Consider the following 18133-nt stretch of genomic DNA (forward strand, 5'->3'; position numbering starts at 1 on the left):
AACGCGCGGCTATCACCTCTGCCTTTTTGAGGGCGTGCGACTATTCCGGGCGGCACGGTTCTCCCGGCGACGGGGAGCATCGTCCGGAGACGCTTCGCAAGCGGCGCTCCTTACGATGAGGAACGCAGGGCTCGCCGCGAATTAGCCCTGATCCTGCGGCCGCGTGCGCAGGCGGTGTCTCGAAGGACGGACGCAGGTGACGTGGCGGACGACGTCAGCCGGCGAGCCAGAGCAGCACCAGGCCGATCGTCGCAGGCACGCTCTGGATGAACAGGATCTTGCGGCTCGCCGTGGCCGCGCCATAGAGCCCCGCGACCAGCACGCAGAGCAGGAAAAACACCTTGATCTGAAAGCCGAAGGCCGCCGTCGGGTGTGCCAGCCCCCAGAACAGGCCGGCCGCGAGGAAGCCGTTATAGAGCCCCTGGTTGGCGGCGAGCACCGCAGTTTCGGCGGCGCGCTGCGGCGTATTGTTGAAGGCCTTCAGGCCGGCCGGCCTGGTCCAGAGAAACATCTCGAGCACGAGAATGTAGACGTGAAGCGCACCTATCAGCGCCACGACGATGTTGGCAATCAAGTCCATGGTCGGCTCCCCCCAGCCTGTCCGGGGCGGCACCGGCCGGGCCCCGCGTTGATCGTTTCTTCATCGGGCGGTTCGACCTGAACCCGCCAGTACGCCCGCTCACGCCGCCGGCAGTGTCGCCGTCTCGTCGCTCGCCAGCAGATGCAGCAGTGCGCTCTTGATGGCCGCCTGCCGGGTCGGTGCGCTGATCTGCGCGCCCAGTAGATCGGTCACGTAGAACACGTCGCGGGCGCGTTCGCCGAAGGTTGCGACATGGGCCGAGGCGATGTTGAGGTTCAGCTTCGAGATCGCCGTCGTCAGCTCGTAGAGCAGGCCGGGGCGGTCGAGGCCGGACACCTCGATGACCGTGTAGAGCTCGGACCATTGATTGTTGATGGTGACTTCCGGCTCGACCGAGAACGCCTTGTGCTGCTTGCCGCGGGTGGCGCGGCGCGCCACCGCGTCGGGCAGCCGCAGCTTGCCTTCCAGCACCTGCTCGATGGTTTCGCCGATCCGCGTCGCCCGGCGCGCCTCGTCCTCGTCACGCTCATATTCGCGGGAGATCGCGATGGTGTCGAGCGCGCGGCCGTCGGTCGTCGTGTAGATCTGGGCGTCGACGATGTTGGCGCCCGCCGAGGCGCAGGCACCGGCGATGATCGATAGCAGCCACGGATGGTCCATCGCAAAGATCGTCAGCTCGGTGACGCCGCGCGCCGGATCGAAGCCGACATTGATCGCGAGCTTGTGCCCGGCATCCTCGCTGGCGCGCACGAAGCGGGCATGACGGATCTTGCGCGGCAGCTCGACCTTGAGCCAGTAGGCCGGATAGTGCCTGCCGATATAGGTGTTGAGCTCGTCTGCGGGCCAGTCGGTGAAGGCGTTGCGGAACTCCGCCTGCGCCGCCGTAATGCGCTTGGCGCGGTTGACCTCGGAGAAGCCGCCGGTCAGCACCGGCTCGGTCTCATAATACAGCGTGCGCAGCAGCTGCGCCTTCCAGCCGTTCCAGACGCCCGGGCCGACGCCGCGGATGTCGGCGGTGGTCAGGATCGTGAGCAGCTTCATCTGCTCGACCGACTGCACCACGGCGGCGAAGTTCTCGATCGTCTTGCGGTCGGACAGATCGCGCGATTGCGCGACCGTCGACATTGTCAGATGCTCCTCGATCAGCCAGGCGATCAGCTCGGTATCGGCATTGTTGAAGCCGAGCCGCGGGCACAGCCGCCGCGCCACCTTGGCGCCCGCGATCGAATGATCCTCGGGGCGGCCCTTGGCGACGTCGTGCAGCAGCACGGTGATGTAGATGACGGCGCGGTGCTCCGGGCGGATCTTCCGCATGAGGTCGCTTGCCAGCACGAATTCGTCGACGCCGCCGCGTTCGATCTCCTGCAGGAAGCCGATGCAGCGGATCAGATGCTCGTCGACCGTGTAGTGATGATACATGTTGAACTGCATCATCGAGACGATGCGGCCGAAGGCGCGGATGAAGTGGCCGAGCACCCCGGTCTCGTTCATCCGCCGCAGCACGACCTCGGCGTCGTTGGAGGTCAGGATCTCCATGAACAGCCGGTTGGCTTCGGGATCGTCGCGCAGCTCGGTGTCGATCAGGTTCAGCGAGCGCGTCACCGCGCGCATCGCATCGGGGTGGAAGGCGAGGTTGTTCTTCTGCGCCAGCCGGAAGATGCGGATCAAATTGACCGGATCGTGCTTGAAGACGTCGGGTGCGGCGAGGTTGATGCGGTTGTTGTCGACGATGAAATCGTCGCTTTCCGGCACCCGCCGCCAGGTCGTGCCGGTCTTCAGCCGCGAGATCACCCGGCTCAGCACCGGCGCCGGCTTGGCCTGCTGATCCTCGAGCTTGGCGCACAGGATGGCGGTGAGGTTGCCGACCTCCTTGGCGACCAGGAAGTAGTGCTTCATGAAGCGCTCGACGTCCTGCAGGCCGGGATGGCTGGTGTAGCCGAGCCGCACGGCGATCTCGCGCTGCAGGTCGAACGACAGCCGCTCCTCGGGCCGGCCGCTGACGAAGTGGAGGTTGCAGCGCACCGACCACAGGAAGTCGGCGCAGCGGCGGAAGGTGCGGTATTCGTGCGCGTCGAACACGCCGCGCTCGACCAGCTCCGCGGTCTCACGCACGCGATAGACGTATTTCGCGATCCAGAACAGCGTGTGCAGGTCGCGCAGGCCGCCCTTGCCGTCCTTCACGTTGGGCTCGACCAGGTAGCGCGACTGCCCGCCGCGGCGATGCCGCTCCTCGCGCTCGGCGAGCTTGGCGGCGACGAACTCGGCCGCCGTGCCCTGGACGACCTCGATGTCGAACCGCGCCACCAGCTCGTCGTAGAGCGGCCGGTCGCCGGCCAGATAGCGCGTCTCCAGGATGGCGGTGCGGATCGTCATGTCGCCGCGCGCCTGGCGGATCGACTCGTCGACCGAGCGGGTGGCATGGCCGACCTTCAGGCCCATGTCCCACAGCGAATACAGGATGGCTTCGGCGACCTGCTCGCCCCAGGCGGTCTGCTTGTAGGGCAGGATGAACAGCAGATCGATGTCCGATTCCGGCGCCATCAGGCCGCGGCCATAGCCGCCGGTCGCGACCACCGCCATGCGCTCGGCGCCGCTCGGCACCTGCGAGCGGTAGAGGTGCCCGGTTGCCGCGGCGTAGAGGATGCGGATGATCTCGTCCTGCACGAAGCAGAGCCGCTCGGCGCAGCGCCGGCCGTGACGGTCATTCAGCAGCTGGGCCTGGGCCGCCGTGCGTGCCTTGACCAGCTCGGCCTTGAGGAACTGGACGACGGCGGCGCGGAACATGTCCTCGCGACCGGAATGCTGCGCTGCCAGCGCATCGACCGCAGCCGCGATACCGGCGCTGTCGAAATCGGGCAGGCTCTCGAGTCTGGAATCTGTGGCGACGTTGTCCATGGATGCAATCGGATATCGAACAAGGCCTGTGCTGTCACCAAACTTCCAATGCAACAATCAATCCATGCTGTCATTGGCCGTCGATGGATGATGATCGTTCTGGCCCGGGCGATCGAAAGACAAAGCAATTCTCGGTGACCCCTGCCATAACTCATTGAAACAACGATGATGTTTATATGGCCTGGAGGGTTGACGATGCGTGGATTGTCGAGGCGCGGATTTGCGGGGCTTGCTGCCGTGTTCCTACTGGGATGGGGCACTGCACGGGCGGCGGAGCCGGTGAAGGAGCTCCGCATCGACTGGGCGACCTATAATCCGGTGTCGCTGGTGCTGAAGCAGAAGGGGCTGCTGGAGAAGGAGTTCGCCAAGGACGGCATCAGCATCGTCTGGGTGCAGTCGGCCGGCTCCAACAAGGCGCTCGAATTCCTCAATGCCGGCTCGCTGGATTTCGGCTCGACCGCGGGCTCCGCGGCGCTGGTCGCCAGGATCAATGGCAATCCGATCAAGTCGATCTACGTCTATTCACGGCCCGAATGGACCGCGCTGGTCACGGCCAAGGATTCCAAGATCGCCTCCGTCGCCGACCTCAAGGGCAAGCGCGTCGCCGTGACCCGCGGCACCGATCCGCACATCTTCCTGGTGCGGGCGCTGCTGTCAGCCGGCCTCACCGACAAGGACATTACGCCGGTGCTGCTGCAGCATGCCGACGGCAAGGCCGCCTTGATCCGCGGCGACGTCGATGCCTGGGCCGGGCTCGATCCGATGATGGCGCAGGCGGAGGTCGAGGAGGGTGCCAGGCTGTTCTACCGCAAGGCCGACGCCAACACCTGGGGCATCCTCAACGTGCGCGAGCAGTTCCTGAAGGACAATCCCGACATCGTCCGCCGCGTGCTGGCGACGTATGAAGTCGCCCGCAAGGATGCGCTGGCCAATTACGACGATCTGAAGAAGACCTTCATCACCGTCACCAAGCTGCCGGAGACCGTCGTCGACAAGCAGCTCAAGGAGCGCACCGAGCTGACCCACAGCCGCATCGGCGCAGCCCAGCGCGAGTCGATCCTCGCCGCCGGCCTGGCGCTGCAGCAGGCCGGCGTCGTCGACGCCAAGGTCGACGTCAAGGCGACGTTGGATGCGCTGATCGACGACCAGGTGCCGCTGCCGACGAATTAGAACGCACGAAGAACTGCATGTAGCAGACACGACCACTGCTCTAGACAAAACAACGGTGTCGTCCCGGACAAGCCTGCCAACGCGCCAGCGTTGGCGGGCGCCGATCCGGGACCCATACTCCGCGAAGCCTGTTGTTGAGCACGCTGGAGCGGCAACTCGTCTCGCAACGACCGCCCGCGGAGTATGGGTCGCGGCGCGGAGGCCGGGACGACACCGGTGTCTTGGCGTCGCTCTTGGCCACCCTCGCACCAACCGCAGCATCGCCACGCCTTGCAATCCCGCGCGAGACACTGTTCTCACTATGACCATGACCGTCGAATTGCAGGCGCCGGCTGCCGCCACACCCCAGACCGCCCGCGCGCCACGGCTCACGCGCCTGGCGCGGCCGCTGCTCGGGCTGCTGCTGCCGTTGTCGCTGGCGCTGGCCTGGGAGCTTGCCGTCTGGGCCGGCTGGTCGAACGGCCGCCTGGTGCCGCCGCCGTCGAAGGTCTTCACCACCATCGCCGAGCTCGCCCGCTCCGGCGAGCTCACCCGCCACATCGCCACCACCCTGACCCGGGTCGGGGTCGGCTTCGGCCTCGGCGTCGTCGCCGGCACCTTGCTCGGCGGCATCTGCGGCTATTGGGGCGTCGCGCGCCGGCTGGTCGATCCGACCATCCAGGCATTGCGCGCGATCCCGTCGATCGCCTGGGTGCCGCTGTTCATCCTCTGGCTCGGCATCTTCGAGACCTCGAAGGTGGCGCTGATCGCGGTCGGCGTGTTCTTTCCGGTCTATCTCGGGCTGACCGGCGCGATCCTGTCGGTCGACCGCAAGATCGTCGAGGTCGGCCGCATCTTCCGCCTGTCGGGGCCGGCCATGATCCGTCGCATCCTGTTGCCGGCCGTGCTGCCGGCCTATGTCGTTTCGCTGCGCGTCGGCCTTGGCCTGGGCTGGATGTTCGTCGTCGCCGCCGAGTTCATGGGCGCCTCCGAGGGGCTCGGCTATCTCCTGATCGACGGCCAGCAGCTCGGCAAGCCGGCGCAGATCGTCGCCGCGATCGTGATCTTCGCCATCATCGGCAAGGCCACCGACTGGCTGCTCGAGACCGCCACCGCGCCGCTGCTCCGCTGGCAGGACAGCTTTGCACGCCAGAGCGGAGCCGCCTGATGCTGCAGCTCGCATCCGTCACCAAGGTCTATCCCAACGGCGTTCACGCGCTGGAGCGGTTCTCGGCCGAGATCCAGCTCGGCGAGATCATCGCCATCATCGGTGGCTCCGGCTGCGGCAAGTCGACGCTGCTGCGCGCCGTCGCCGGGCTCGATCGCGCCAGCGCCGGCACTGTCACGCTCGACGGCGGGGCGATCATTGCGCCGCATCCCAAAGTCGGCATCATCTTCCAGGAGCCGCGGCTGCTGCCGTGGCTGTCGGTCGCCGACAATATCGGCTTCGGCCTCGCCGAGCTTTCGGCCGCGGAGCGCCGCGACCGTGTCGCGCGCGCGCTCGCCCGGGTCGGCCTCACTGAGAAGGCCAAGGTCTGGCCGCGCGAATTGTCCGGCGGGCAGGCGCAGCGGATCGCGATCGCCCGCGCTTTGGTGGCGCAGCCCGAGGTGCTGCTGCTCGACGAGCCGTTCTCGGCGCTCGATGCCTTCACCCGCAAGGACCTGCAGGACCATCTGCTGGATCTGTGGGCCGACACGCGCCCGACGCTCGTTCTGGTCACGCACGACGTCGAGGAAGCGGTGGTGCTGGCCGACCGCGTGCTGGTGATGCGGCCGCATCCCGGCCGCCTGTTCGAGGAGATCACGGTCAACCTGTCGCGGCCGCGCGACCGCAATGCGCCGCTGTTCGACCAGTTCAAGCGCCACGTGCTGACCGCGTTGGACCGCTCGCTCGACCGGACGATGCCTGATGCGCAGGGCAGGCGTGACGCCAGCGGCGGCCTGTGGTGGTGACAGCGGCGCTGTCGCCCGGTACATCTCTCCGGCAAATGAATCCGGGAGAGAACGACAAATGGATGCTGCAGAGCTGCGCGCCATGCAGGCGCCGATCAAGGAGCGCTACAAGGCTGATCCTTCCGCTGCCGTGATCACGTTGAAGGCCAAGGGCGAGGTCGGCGGCGATGGCCTGACCTGCAAGCTCGAAACCGGCCGCGCGCTTGCGGTCGCCGGCCTGCATCCGGCCACCGGCGGCTCCGGCCTCGAGCTCTGCTCCGGCGACATGTTGCTGGAAGCGCTGGTCGCCTGCGCCGGCGTCACCTTGAAGTCGGTCGCAACCGCGGTCGAGGTGCCGCTGAAGAGCGGGCATGTCTACGCCGAGGGCGATCTCGATTTCCGCGGCACGCTCGGCGTCGACAAGGAGGCCTCTGTCGGCTTCGAGGAGATCCGCCTGCGCTTCGAGGTGGATACCGATGCGCCACAGGACAAGCTCGACCTGCTGCTGAAGCTCACCGAGCGCTATTGCGTGGTCTATCAGACCATCAAGAACGGCCCGAAGACCGCGGTAAGCATGAAGCGGGTATAGTTGCTTTCGCCCTGCCGCTGACGATGACAAGCTGTTGAGGCTTGCTCAGTCCGCGCCTCCCCCGCGTGCGGGGGAGGTCGCCTCGCATCGGAGGTGCGAGGCGGGTGGGAGAATTCTCTCCACTCGGCGCGTACGTCAACACCACCCGAGCCGCGCCCCCACCCCGACCCTCCCCCGCAGGCGGGGGAGGGAGCACACCGCCCGCGCCGCATGAGCTGATGTCCCTCGATCCCGCCTTCCTGCTGCTGCTGGCCCTGCGCATGGCGATTGCCGCCTCGTTCGTGGTGTCGGCCTCGATGATCGCCGAGCGCACGGGTCCCGTGATCGGTGCGCTGGTCGCGACCCTGCCGATCTCGGCGGGGCCGACCTACGTGTTCCTGGCGCTCGATCATGACGCGGCCTTCATCGCGGAGGGCGCGTTGACCAGCCTGCCGATCAACGCCGCGACCATCTTTCTCAGCCTCGCTTATGCCGTGCTGGCGCAGCGCCACAGCGTGCTGGTGGCGAGCGCCACGGCGGTTGCGGTGTGGCTAGGCCTGGCGTCATTGATCAAGAGCGTGCAGTGGACGCTCGCGATGGGCATCGTCGCCAACGTCGTGACCTTCGCGATCTGCCTGCCGCTGCTGCAGCGCTATCGCCACGCGAAGATGCCGCTGATCACCAGGCGCTGGTACGACGTGCCGCTGCGCGCCTCGCTGGTGGCGGCGCTCGTGGCCACCGTGACCTCGGTGTCCGGTTGGGCCGGCCCCGGCGTCTCCGGGATGCTGGCGCTGTTTCCGATCGTGTTCACCTCGATGATGCTGATCCTGCAGCCGCGCATCGGCGGCCCGGCAACCGCGGCCGTGCTGGCCAATGGCGCCTACGGCCTGATCGGCTTCTCGCTTGCCGTCGTCGTGCTGCATCTCGGCAGCCTGCACCTCGGCGCCGCCTTCGGCCTCAGCGGCGCACTCGCGACCTGTGTCGGCTGGAATCTCGGTCTGTGGTGGATGGGGCGGCGGAAAGTCGCAAAGCAGCAGATTGCGTAGGGTGGGCAAAGCGAAGCGTGCCCACCGACTCCCATCGCGCGACGCAAATGGTGGGCACGACGCTTCGCGTCTTTGCCCACCCTACGAATTCTGTAGGTCTCAGCCGTCATTGCGAGCGAAGCGACGCAATCCAGGGGCGGGGCCAGGACTCTGGATTGCTTCCGCCTACGCCCAATGGGCTTCGGCGGACGCCGTCGGCGCAAGTGCGCCTCGCAATGACAGGCGCATTTTGAGCGACTCCGCCGCACCACACTCAGTGTCATTCCGGGGCGACGCCGAAGGCGGCGAGCCCGGAATCCATTTGGCCGCATGCGCTGTCGTGAGATGGATTCCGGGCTCGCGCTGACGCGCGCCCCGGAATGACGGAGACACAAACTAACTCTTGCCCAACTTCGTCTTCAGCGCATACAGCGCGTCCATGGCCTCGCGCGGGGTCATCTCGTCCGGATGCAGCGCCTTCACCGCGGCGATCAGCTCTTTCGCTTCCTTTGACATCGTGGGCTCGATCGCCGCGCGCGAGGGCACCGCGAACAGCGGCAGATCGTCGACCAGAACGCGCGCGCTCTGGCCGCGGTCCTGCGCTTCCAGCTTGGCCAGCACCGATTTGGCGCGGCTGATCACGGCCGGCGGCAGGCCGGCAAGCTTCGCGACCTGGATGCCGTAAGAGCGATCGGCGGAGCCCGGCAGCACCTCGTGCAGGAACACGACGTCGCCCTGCCATTCCTTGACCCGCACCGTGGCGTTGAACAGCCGCGGCAGCTTGGCTGCGAGCGCCGTCAGCTCGTGGTAATGCGTCGCGAACAAAGTGCGGCAGCGGTTGCTCTCATGCAGATGCTCGATCGCGGCCCACGCGATCGACAGACCGTCGAAGGTCGCGGTGCCGCGTCCGATCTCGTCGAGGATGACGAGCGCGCGCTCGCCGGCCTGGTTGAGGATCGCCGCGGTCTCGACCATCTCGACCATGAAGGTCGAGCGTCCGCGCGCGAGATCATCAGCGGCGCCGACGCGCGAGAACAGCCGGTCGACGATGCCGATGCGGGCGCGGCTCGCCGGCACGAAGCTGCCGATCTGTGCCAGCAACGCGATCAGCGCGTTCTGGCGCAGGAAGGTCGATTTGCCGGCCATGTTCGGACCGGTGAGCAGCCACAGCTGGCCGCTCTTGTGTCCCGGCGTCGGCGACAGATCGCAGGAATTGGCGATGAACGGCTGGCCTTCGCGCCTGAGCGCCTGCTCGACCACGGGATGGCAGCCGCCCTCGATGGCAAAGCCGAGCGAGCCGTCGACCTCCGGCCTGACGTAGTTGTCGTCCACCGCGAGCTTGGCCAGTGCGGTTGCGACATCGAGCATCGCAAAGCCGTGGGCTGCGGCACGCAGATCGTCGCCGATCGCAAGCGCCTGTCCGCACAGGCGATCGAAGATCTCGAGCTCCAGGTTGAGCGCGCGCTCGCCGGCATTGGCGATCTTGGCCTCGATCTCGCCGAGCTCTGATGTCGTGAAGCGCACCTGGCCGGCGAGCGTCTGGCGATGAATGAATGTCGCGTTGAGCGGCGCCGACATCAGCTTGTCGCCGTGCTGCGCGGTGACCTCGACGAAATAGCCGAGCACGTTGTTGTGCCGGATCTTGAGCGCCTTCACGCCGGTCTGGTCGGCGTAGCGCGCCTGCATCGAGGCGACGACGAGGCGGGAGGCGTCGCGCAGATTGCGCGTCTCGTCGAGCGTCGCATCGTAGCCGGCGCGGACGAAGCCGCCGTCGCGCTTGATCAGCGGCAGCTGCTCGTCGAGCGCGCGGGCGAATTCGTCCGCCAGCGCACGCGCAGGCCTCGCCAGCGCCGTCATCACGGATGCGACTTCCTGCGGCGGCTGGTCGAGCGCGGACAACCGCGCCATCGCCTGGTCGGCGGCGAGGATGCCGTCGCGCAAGGCCGCGAGATCACGTGGGCCACCACGGCCGACCGAGAGCCGCGCCATCGCCCGGGTCATGTCGGGCGCGCCGCGCAGGATCGAGCGGATGTCCTCCCGCGCGGCGCCATCGGCGACGAAGGTGGCGACCGCATCCAGGCGGCGCCCGATCTGCGCCGCTTCCGTCAACGGCGCGGCGAGCCGCTGCGCCAGCAGCCGCGAGCCGGCCGAGGTCACGGTGCAGTCGATCGCGTCGAGCAGCGAGCCTCGTCGCTCGCCGGCGAGCGTGCGCGTCAGTTCGAGATTGGCGCGGGTCGCCGGATCGATCGCCATCGTGCTGCCGGTCGCCTCGCGCGCGGGAGGGGCCAGCGGCGGGCGCTGGCCGACTTGCGTGCGCTCGACATAGGTGACGCAGGCGGCGGCGGCCGTCGCTTCCAGCCGCGACAGCACGGCGAGCCCGTCCATGGTGGCGACCGCGAAATAGTCGCACAGCCTTCGCTCGGCGGTCGCGCCGTCGAACACATCGCGCGTCAGCGGTGTGACCGCGGCGAGCTCGCGCAGCACCGGCTCGAACGCCGCGTCCGAATAGAGCGCGTCCGAGATGATCACCTCGTTCGGATTGATGCGCGCCAGCGTCGCGGTGAGCTCGGCGAACGCGCATTCAGTGACGATGAAGTCGGAAGTCGAGATGTCGATCCAGGCGAGCCCCAGCCGGTCGCCGCCGGACGAGCCGCGGCTGCGCGCGATCGACAACAGATAATTGTTGGCGCGCGCATCGAGCAGGTTGTCTTCCGTCAGCGTGCCCGGCGTCACCACGCGCACCACGCCGCGCTTGACCACGCTCTTGTTGCCGCGCGCGCGGGCCGCGGCCGGATCCTCCATCTGCTCGCAGACGGCGACGCGTATGCCCTGCGCGATCAGCCGGTGCAGATAGTCCTCGGAGCGCTCGACCGGCACGCCGCACATCGGAATGTCCTGGCCCAGATGCTTGCCGCGCTTGGTCAAGACGATGCCGAGCGCCTTCGAGGCCACTTCCGCGTCCTCGAAGAACAGCTCGTAGAAATCGCCCATCCGGTAGAACAGCATCAGTCCCGGATGGGCCGCCTTGATCTCGAGATATTGCTCCATCATCGGCGTGAGCTTGGCCGGCGCCTCGGCGGGCGCGGCATCGGGCGGAACCGAAGCGGGGATAGGCTGCTGGATCGTCATGGCGCGGAAACTAGCCAATTTGCCCGGACGGTCCTACCGCTTTGCAGGCGATGTCCCGGTTTTCCACGTTGGCAAAACCTCCCGGATGGGGTCCGCCCGAGATCATCGCAGGTCTCTCCCTTCGTCATTCCGAGGCCTGCGCAGCACGAGCCCGGAATCCATCGTGCGGCGGGTCGTGAAGCCCAATGGATTCCGGGCTCGCCGCGCTGTCGCGCGCCGCCCCGGAATGACGGCGAGATTTGAGGCGGGGTCTGCAGCAAATCTGGGACGGTGGCGGCTTTTGCACCTCCCCCGCGCGCGCGGGGAGGTCGCATCGAAGATGCTATGCGGGTGGGGGAAGTCACTCCGCACGAAGATTCTCGCTTGGGGCTGGCCCCCACCCCAGCCCTCCCCCGCAAGCGGGGGAGGGGGCGCACCAACCCCGTCGAAACGGCACGTTTACGCCATTCTCCACGCATACCACCCCGCGCGCCCGTCATTTGACCTGCCCCCGGCGCACTCCTAAAACCGCCGTCAACATCGACCAGAAACATTGAGATCCCGGGAGAGAGCGATGCGAGACGTCTATATTTGTGATGCGGTGCGGACCCCGATCGGCCGCTTCGGCGGCTCGCTCGCCAAGGTGCGCGCCGATGATCTCGCGGCGACCCCGCTCAAGGCGCTGAAAGCCAAACATCCGAACCTCGACTGGGCCGCGGTCGACGAGGTGTTCTTCGGCTGCGCCAACCAGGCCGGCGAGGACAACCGCAACGTCGCCCGCATGGCGATCCTGCTCGCAGGTCTTCCCGATTCCATTCCCGGCCAGACTTTGAACCGGCTCTGCGCCTCCGGCCTCGACGCGGTCGGCGCCGCGGGCCGCGCGATCCGCGCCGGTGAGGTCGATCTCGCGATCGCCGGCGGCGTCGAATCGATGACCCGTGCGCCGTTCGTGCAGGGCAAGGCGACCGAGGCGTTCTCGCGCTCGGCCGAGATCTTCGACACTACGATCGGCTGGCGCTTCATCAACCCGCTGATGAAGCAGCAGTACGGCGTCGATTCGATGCCGGAGACGGGCGAGAACGTTGCCGAGGAATTCCAGGTGTCGCGCGCCGATCAGGACGCGTTCGCGATCCGCTCCCAGGAGCGCGCCGGCAAGGCGATCGCCTCGGGCTATTTCGCCGTCGAGATCACGCCGGTGTCCGTGCCCGGCGGCAAGGCCGGACCTGTGACCGTCGACAAGGACGAGCATCCGCGCCCCGAGACCACACTGGAAGCTCTCGCCAAGCTGAAGCCGATCGTGCGCAATCCCGGCACCGTCACCGCCGGTAACGCCTCTGGCGTGAACGACGGCGCCGCTGCGATGATCCTGGCTTCTGAAGCCGCGGTGAAGAAGCACGGCCTGACGCCGCGCGCGCGCGTGCTCGGCCTCGCCTCCGCCGCCGTGCCGCCGCGCATCATGGGCATCGGCCCGGTGCCGGCGACGCGCAAGCTGATGGAGCGGCTCGGCCTCAAGATCACCGATTTCGACCTGATCGAGCTGAACGAAGCGTTCGCCTCCCAGGGCATCGCCTGCCTGCGCCAGCTCGGCGTCGCCGACGATGCCGATTTCGTCAATCCGCATGGCGGCGCCATCGCGCTCGGCCATCCCCTCGGCATGAGCGGCGCCCGCCTGGCGCTGACCGCGGTGCACGGGCTGGAAGTGCGCGGCGGCAAGCGCGCGCTCGCCACCATGTGCGTCGGCGTCGGCCAGGGCGTCGCGCTGGCGATCGAGAAGATCAACTGACATCACTCCTCATCCTGAGGAGCCCGCCCCCTTGGCGGGCGTCTCGAAGGATGAGGCCCCGCAGTGGCCTCATGGTTCGAGACGGCGCTTCGCGCCTCCTCACCATGAGGGGAAGCTGCCTGGAGCATCGCCATGACCATCTCCCGCGAACAGGACGTCACGCCGGCCGTGCTGGCGGTGATGGAGCAGACCACCAATCCGCGGCTGCGCGAGATCATGGTCTCTCTCGTCAAGCACCTGCACGGCTTCGTGCGCGACGTCAGGCTGACCGAGGCCGAATTCCGCGAGGCCGCCGCTGTTATCGCCGAGCTCGGCCAGCGCACCAACGACACCCACAACGAGGTCGTGCTGATGGCCGGCTCGCTCGGCGTCTCGCCGCTGGTCTGCTTGCTCAACAATGGCGATGGCGGCAACACCGAGACGGCGCAATCGTTGCTCGGCCCGTTCTGGCGGCTGAACTCGCCGCGCACCGAGAACGGCGGCTCGATCGTGCGCTCGGCAACGCCGGGCCCGGCGCTGTTCGTGCACGGACGCGTGGTCGATCCCCAGGGTGCGCCGATCGCAGGCGCCGAGGTCGACGTCTGGCACGCCTCGCCGGTCGGCTACTACGAGAACCAGGACCCCGATCAGGCCGACATGAACCTGCGCGGCAAGCTCTTAACCGATGCCGACGGCCGCTTCTGGTTTCGCTCGGTGATGATGGTCGGCTATCCCATTCCGACCGACGGCGTGGTCGGCCGGCTGCTGAAGGCGCAGCATCGCCACCCATTCCGCCCCGCGCATCTGCATGCGCTGATCGTCAAGCAAGGCTTCAAGGTGCTGATCTCACAGGTCTACGACCCCAACGACCCGCACATCGACAGCGACGTGCAGTTCGGCGTGACGAAAGCGCTGCTCGGCAATTTCATCCGGCACGATGAGCCGCACCCGATGGACGCCGACGTCACCGCGCCGTGGTACTCGCTCGATCACGTCTACCGGATGGAAGCCGGCGACACCGTGCTGCCGCGGGCGCCGATCAAGTAGCAGAGCCATTCTTCCACGGTGGCGACGAGCGATCGCGCTGAGTAGTTACTCGTCATCCCGGGGCAAGCCCCGCCATGACGGCGTGAGAGATCTGGCCAAAGCCCGATCCTCATATGCGATAGCCCTGCTTTGATCGGCCACTGCGTCCGTTAGGCGACTGCACGTGCCTCGCGAGTTCGCAGCGACGTTGCACGCCACTGCTGCGCATTTGGCGCCGCCGCGACCAGTCCTCTTAACGATCACCAGAGATTGTTCGCTGGCCGTCAAACGTCCAGCAGGCTCGGCGCGACATAACCGCATGTGCATGGCGTTCGGCGTGGTCACGGAAACGTGGTGCTCCCCTGGGTTCCCCGGGCAATTGCAAAAGCACGAAATCCGTGCTTTCATGTTCCCCATGGGTTTATCCCACTACGATAGGACTCTCCGGTACCGGCTGCTCCTCGCTCCCGAAGCGCGAGCGGCGATCGAGTCGACCTTCGCCGACTATGCCCGGATGATGGACATGCTCGACGCGATCGCAGCAGCGAAAGGGATCGGCGCCAATCTCGTCGCGCTGCATGGCCATGCCTATGAGCCGATCCGGAAAGCGACCCGGCTGCCGTCGCGGCTCGTCACGCTCGGCCTGCGCGATCGCACGGCCTTCCGCGCCGCAGCGAACCCGCGGCTGCCGCTCGATGACCGTTTGGTGAATGTCAGGGACGCCGGCACGCTGTCCCTCGGCACCGCGCTCGGCCGTTTCACGATTCCGTTCGAGGTCACCGGCTACGCCGCCGGCTGGACCCACGCGACGCCGGCGCAACTGGTGCGCACCGATAAAGGCGACTTCGAAATCCACTTCGGCGTCAGCGCCAGCTCGCATCCCAATCTCAGCCCAGGAAAGGACCACGTCATGCTCGCCGAACACGCGCCGGCCCCCGACACGCTCCTGTCACGCGCCGGGCGACTCATCGCCGGCATCGCCTATGGCGCCATCGAGAAGGCCGAGGACAAGAACCGGGTCGCGCTGGTCAAGCAGGCGATCCGCGAGATCGAGCAGGCCGAGCGCGAGGCGCGCGACAGCCTGTCCCACGCGCGTGCCGAGGAGTATCGGCTCAACGCGCGCCGCGCCGAGATCGAGCGCGAGACCACGGTGCTGGCCGAGCAGATCCGCATCGCCATTTCTGAGAGCCGCGACGATCTCGCCCGCGCCGGCATCGCCCGGCAGATGGATCTCGAAGCGCAGTTCGAGGTGCTGTCCCGTGCGATCGACGAGAATGCCGAGCGGATCGATGCGGTGCTGACGACCTTGCGCGCTGTTCTGTCGAGCCTGCAGGATGCGCAGACACGTCTCGCCGAGCTCGAACGCAGCGAAGCGGCCGTGGCGCATCCGGTCGCCACCGCGCGCAAGGGCGGCGATGCCGGCCTCGCCAAGGCGGCGCGTGCGTCCCGCGTCATCGCCCGCGCGACCGGCGTGCCGGAGGGCATCACGCCGTCACCCGACATCGACGAATTGTCGAAGCTGCAGCGCGACAAGGACATCGCCGAGCGATTGGCGCGGCTGAAGTCGCAGAACTGAACCGGGCCGGGGGCGTCAGCCCATGAACATCGTCGACCATTTCATGCAACCGGAGGTGCGGCCTTTCGCCGTGGCCGCCATGATGATCGTCCTGGTCGGCGGCGTCGAGGTCGGCTCGATGCTCATCGGCCTGTCGATCAGCGAGCTGCTCGGCCAGACCGTCGATCTCGGCCATGACGGCAACGGAGGCTCAATCAGCCACGTGCTGTCCTGGATCAATGTCGGCGGCGTGCCGCTGATGATCTGCATCCTGCTCGCGCTCGGCATCTTCTCGATGCTAGGCTTCCTCATCCAGGATGTCGCGCGGCTGATCGCGGCGGCGCTGCCGCCGTCGGCCGCGGGCGTGCTCGCCGCGATCGTAACCGTGCCGCTGTTGCGCAGCTCGACGCGCTATGCAGCGCGGCTGATCCCGCAGGACGAGAGCTATGCGGTCGGTCTCTCCGATCTCGTCGGCCGCACCGGCGAGGTCGCGGTCGGCCCGCTCGACCAGGGCCTGCCCGGGCGCGTCCGCGTCAGGGACATCCATGGCAACTGGCACACCGTGACGGCCTCGGCGGCACCGGACTCGCCGCCGCTGCCCGAGGGCGCATCCGTTCTTCTCGTCGACCGCAAGGGCGGCCGCTTCGTGGCAATCGCCGCAGCCGACGAGCTCACTCCGTCACAACCGGATCGTTTGTCCAGAAAGTGATCTCATCATGATCGATCTCGTTCTCCCCGCCACGGTCGGCGTCGCCTTGCTGGTCGTGCTCGGGACCGTCTTTGCCGTGCTCTACCATCGCTCCACCCGCGACGAGGCCTTCGTGCGCACCGGCCTCGGCGGCAAGAAGGTCGTGCTCGACGGCGGCGCCGTGGTGCTGCCGATCTTCCACTCGATCGCCCGCGTGAACCTGAAGACCTTGCGGCTGCGCGTCGAACGCTCGAAGAAGGATTCGCTGATCACCAAGGATCGCATGCGCGTCGACATCGACGCCGAGTTCTACGTGCGCGTGAAGCCCGACGTCGATTCGATCGCGCTCGCAGCGCAGACGCTCGGCGCCGTCACCAACAACGCCGAATTACTGCGCGACCAGGTCGAGGCCAAATTCGTCGACGGCCTGCGCTCGGTCGCGGCGACGATGGAGCTCATGGACCTGCAGGAGAAGCGGTCCGATTTCGTCAAGCACGTGCAGGCGGCGGTCGAGGCCGACGTACAGTCGAACGGCCTGGAGCTGGAATCGGTGTCGCTGACCAAGCTCGACCAGACCGATATTTCCTTCTTCAACGCGGAAAATTTCTTCGACGCCGAAGGCCTTACGCTGTTGAAGACGGTGACCGAGACGCGGCGGCGCGATCGCAACGCGATCGTGCGCGACAACGAGGTTGCGATCGCGCAGAAGGATCTGCAGGCCAGGCAGCAGACGCTCGAGATCGAGCGTACCAAGAAGGAGGCCGAGCTCAGCCAGGAGCGCGACATCGCCAACAAGACCGCGAGCACCCGCGCCGAGGTGGCGAGCGCGACGCAGACGGCGTGGCAGACCGAGGAGAACGCCCGCATCGAGGCGCAGCAGAAGATCGCCCAGCGCGAGGCGGAAGCGCTGAAGGTGCGCGAGACCGCCGCGATCGAATCGAGTCTGGCGATCAACCGGCGCAAGACCGACGCCGACCGCGAGATCCAGATCGCGACCCAGGACAACGACATCCAGATCGCGACCAAGAGCAAGGAGACGTCGGAGGCCCGGGCGGTGGCCAAGGCGGCCGAGGCGCTGGCCGTATCCGCGGAGGAAAAGGTGACGACCGCGCGCGCCATCGAGATCGCCGACCGCGAACGTCAGACCGCGGTCATGGCGGCGCGCAAGGAAGCCGAGCAGCGCTCCACCGGCATTACGGTCGCGGCGGAAGCCGAAAAGCGTGCGGCGGTCGATCGCGGCGCGGCGGCCAAGACGCTCGCCGAAGCGGAAGCCGAGGCCAACAAGATCAAGGCGGTCGGCGTGCGCCAGATCGGCGAGGCGGAAGCGGCCGTGATCCTGATGAAGAACGAGGCCCAGAACAAGCTCGGCAGCAACGTGATCGATTTCGAACTCGCCAAGCAGCGCATCGCGACGATGCCGGCGGCGCTCGGCGAGATGGTGAAGCCGATCGCCAACCTGAAGGACGTCCGCATCCTGCACACCGGCGGCGCGTTCGGCGGCAACGGCAATGGCGGCAGCGGCGGCAATGTCGGCTTCGGCGAAGGCCTCGCCGGCGAGCTCTTGCGCGTGCATGCGCTGAAGCCCTTGATCGACGAGATCCTGGTGCAGTCGGGCTTCAAGCCGGGCGATGACCCGGTGCAGACGCTGACGGGCGTGATCCTGCCGAAGGCGGAGGCGAAGGGCGCTGCAGGTGCTGCGAAGATCGAACCGCTGCCGGTCTCGGCGCCGTCATCATAGCTCGCGGATCTGGGGAAGACCCCCGGGGGCTGGGGGCGGCGCTGGAGGAGCCACCGCCCCCGCCCGGCACATCATGAGTGGGGCGCCCATGAGGTGCAGTCTCTGCG

The 18133-nt window shown here is 67.3% G+C and carries 13 protein-coding genes; 10 read left to right on the plus strand and 3 right to left on the minus strand.

Annotated elements, in window-relative coordinates; translation table 11 throughout:
- Positions 1-214: 214 nt before the first annotated feature.
- Complete coding sequence (locus LQG66_RS24140; RefSeq protein ID WP_231318162.1) at positions 215-580, minus strand: DUF1304 domain-containing protein; 366 nt, start codon at positions 578-580, stop codon at positions 215-217.
- A 99-nt stretch (positions 581-679) separates the two neighbouring features.
- Positions 680-3475 (minus strand): [protein-PII] uridylyltransferase, encoded by a 2796-nt coding sequence (locus LQG66_RS24145; protein ID WP_231318163.1) that lies wholly within the window; start codon positions 3473-3475, stop codon positions 680-682.
- A 195-nt stretch (positions 3476-3670) separates the two neighbouring features.
- On the opposite strand from LQG66_RS24145, the gene LQG66_RS24150 reads away from it, so the two are divergent.
- The 5 genes from LQG66_RS24150 to LQG66_RS24170 all read left to right on the plus strand — a co-directional run bounded on the left by LQG66_RS24150 (position 3671) and on the right by LQG66_RS24170 (position 8170).
- On the plus strand, positions 3671-4645 hold the full coding sequence (locus tag LQG66_RS24150; protein WP_231318164.1) for an aliphatic sulfonate ABC transporter substrate-binding protein: 975 nt from the start codon (positions 3671-3673) through the stop codon (positions 4643-4645).
- 301 nt (positions 4646-4946) lie between these two features.
- Positions 4947-5792 carry an ABC transporter permease gene (locus LQG66_RS24155; protein ID WP_231318165.1) on the plus strand — a complete coding sequence of 282 codons (846 nt, stop codon included), beginning with the start codon at positions 4947-4949 and terminating at the stop codon, positions 5790-5792.
- Positions 5792-6577: an ABC transporter ATP-binding protein gene (locus LQG66_RS24160; protein WP_231318166.1), complete on the plus strand. Its 786-nt coding sequence runs from the start codon at positions 5792-5794 to the stop codon at positions 6575-6577. The genes LQG66_RS24155 and LQG66_RS24160 overlap by 1 nt, the downstream gene beginning before the upstream one ends.
- Positions 6578-6635: 58 nt before the next feature.
- Entirely contained in the window at positions 6636-7145 is a 510-nt protein-coding gene (locus LQG66_RS24165) for an OsmC family protein (protein ID WP_231318167.1), read from the plus strand.
- Positions 7146-7363: 218 nt separating this feature from the next.
- Positions 7364-8170 (plus strand): hypothetical protein, encoded by an 807-nt coding sequence (locus LQG66_RS24170; protein ID WP_231318168.1) that lies wholly within the window; start codon positions 7364-7366, stop codon positions 8168-8170.
- Between the two features lie 375 nt (positions 8171-8545).
- Here LQG66_RS24170 and mutS read toward each other — a convergent pair whose 3' ends face one another.
- Positions 8546-11278 carry a DNA mismatch repair protein MutS gene (mutS, locus tag LQG66_RS24175; protein WP_231327914.1) on the minus strand — a complete coding sequence of 911 codons (2733 nt, stop codon included), beginning with the start codon at positions 11276-11278 and terminating at the stop codon, positions 8546-8548.
- Positions 11279-11831: 553 nt separating this feature from the next.
- On the opposite strand from mutS, the gene pcaF reads away from it, so the two are divergent.
- From pcaF to LQG66_RS24200, 5 genes are all read left to right on the plus strand, one after another.
- Positions 11832-13040, plus strand: coding sequence for a 3-oxoadipyl-CoA thiolase (gene pcaF / locus LQG66_RS24180; protein WP_231318169.1), 1209 nt, complete (start codon positions 11832-11834; stop codon positions 13038-13040).
- A 132-nt stretch (positions 13041-13172) separates the two neighbouring features.
- Positions 13173-14066, plus strand: a complete 894-nt coding sequence (locus LQG66_RS24185) for a dioxygenase family protein (RefSeq protein WP_231318170.1) — start codon at positions 13173-13175, stop codon at positions 14064-14066.
- A gap of 385 nt (positions 14067-14451) precedes the next feature.
- On the plus strand, positions 14452-15621 hold the full coding sequence (locus LQG66_RS24190) for a PspA/IM30 family protein (protein WP_231318171.1): 1170 nt from the start codon (positions 14452-14454) through the stop codon (positions 15619-15621).
- A gap of 22 nt (positions 15622-15643) precedes the next feature.
- Positions 15644-16309 carry an OB-fold-containig protein gene (locus LQG66_RS24195; protein WP_231318172.1) on the plus strand — a complete coding sequence of 222 codons (666 nt, stop codon included), beginning with the start codon at positions 15644-15646 and terminating at the stop codon, positions 16307-16309.
- A gap of 7 nt (positions 16310-16316) precedes the next feature.
- Positions 16317-18026: a flotillin family protein gene (locus LQG66_RS24200; RefSeq protein WP_231318173.1), complete on the plus strand. Its 1710-nt coding sequence runs from the start codon at positions 16317-16319 to the stop codon at positions 18024-18026.
- The last annotated feature ends 107 nt before the right edge of the window (positions 18027-18133 follow it).

This window comes from Bradyrhizobium ontarionense (assembly GCF_021088345.1).
Taxonomy (GTDB): Bacteria; Pseudomonadota; Alphaproteobacteria; order Rhizobiales; family Xanthobacteraceae; genus Bradyrhizobium; species Bradyrhizobium ontarionense.

Excerpts from the sequence above, each read along its gene's own strand:
- LQG66_RS24140 (WP_231318162.1), bottom strand. The coding sequence starts at position 580 with ATGGACTTGATTGCCAACATCGTCGTGGCGCTGATAGGTGCGCTTCAC.
- LQG66_RS24145 (WP_231318163.1), bottom strand. The coding sequence starts at position 3,475 with ATGGACAACGTCGCCACAGATTCCAGACTCGAGAGCCTGCCCGATTTC.
- LQG66_RS24150 (WP_231318164.1), top strand. The coding sequence starts at position 3,671 with ATGCGTGGATTGTCGAGGCGCGGATTTGCGGGGCTTGCTGCCGTGTTC.
- LQG66_RS24155 (WP_231318165.1), top strand. The coding sequence starts at position 4,947 with ATGACCATGACCGTCGAATTGCAGGCGCCGGCTGCCGCCACACCCCAG.
- LQG66_RS24160 (WP_231318166.1), top strand. The coding sequence starts at position 5,792 with ATGCTGCAGCTCGCATCCGTCACCAAGGTCTATCCCAACGGCGTTCAC.
- LQG66_RS24165 (WP_231318167.1), top strand. The coding sequence starts at position 6,636 with ATGGATGCTGCAGAGCTGCGCGCCATGCAGGCGCCGATCAAGGAGCGC.
- LQG66_RS24170 (WP_231318168.1), top strand. The coding sequence starts at position 7,364 with ATGTCCCTCGATCCCGCCTTCCTGCTGCTGCTGGCCCTGCGCATGGCG.
- mutS (WP_231327914.1), bottom strand. The coding sequence starts at position 11,278 with ATGACGATCCAGCAGCCTATCCCCGCTTCGGTTCCGCCCGATGCCGCG.
- pcaF (WP_231318169.1), top strand. The coding sequence starts at position 11,832 with ATGCGAGACGTCTATATTTGTGATGCGGTGCGGACCCCGATCGGCCGC.
- LQG66_RS24185 (WP_231318170.1), top strand. The coding sequence starts at position 13,173 with ATGACCATCTCCCGCGAACAGGACGTCACGCCGGCCGTGCTGGCGGTG.
- LQG66_RS24190 (WP_231318171.1), top strand. The coding sequence starts at position 14,452 with ATGTTCCCCATGGGTTTATCCCACTACGATAGGACTCTCCGGTACCGG.
- LQG66_RS24195 (WP_231318172.1), top strand. The coding sequence starts at position 15,644 with ATGAACATCGTCGACCATTTCATGCAACCGGAGGTGCGGCCTTTCGCC.
- LQG66_RS24200 (WP_231318173.1), top strand. The coding sequence starts at position 16,317 with ATGATCGATCTCGTTCTCCCCGCCACGGTCGGCGTCGCCTTGCTGGTC.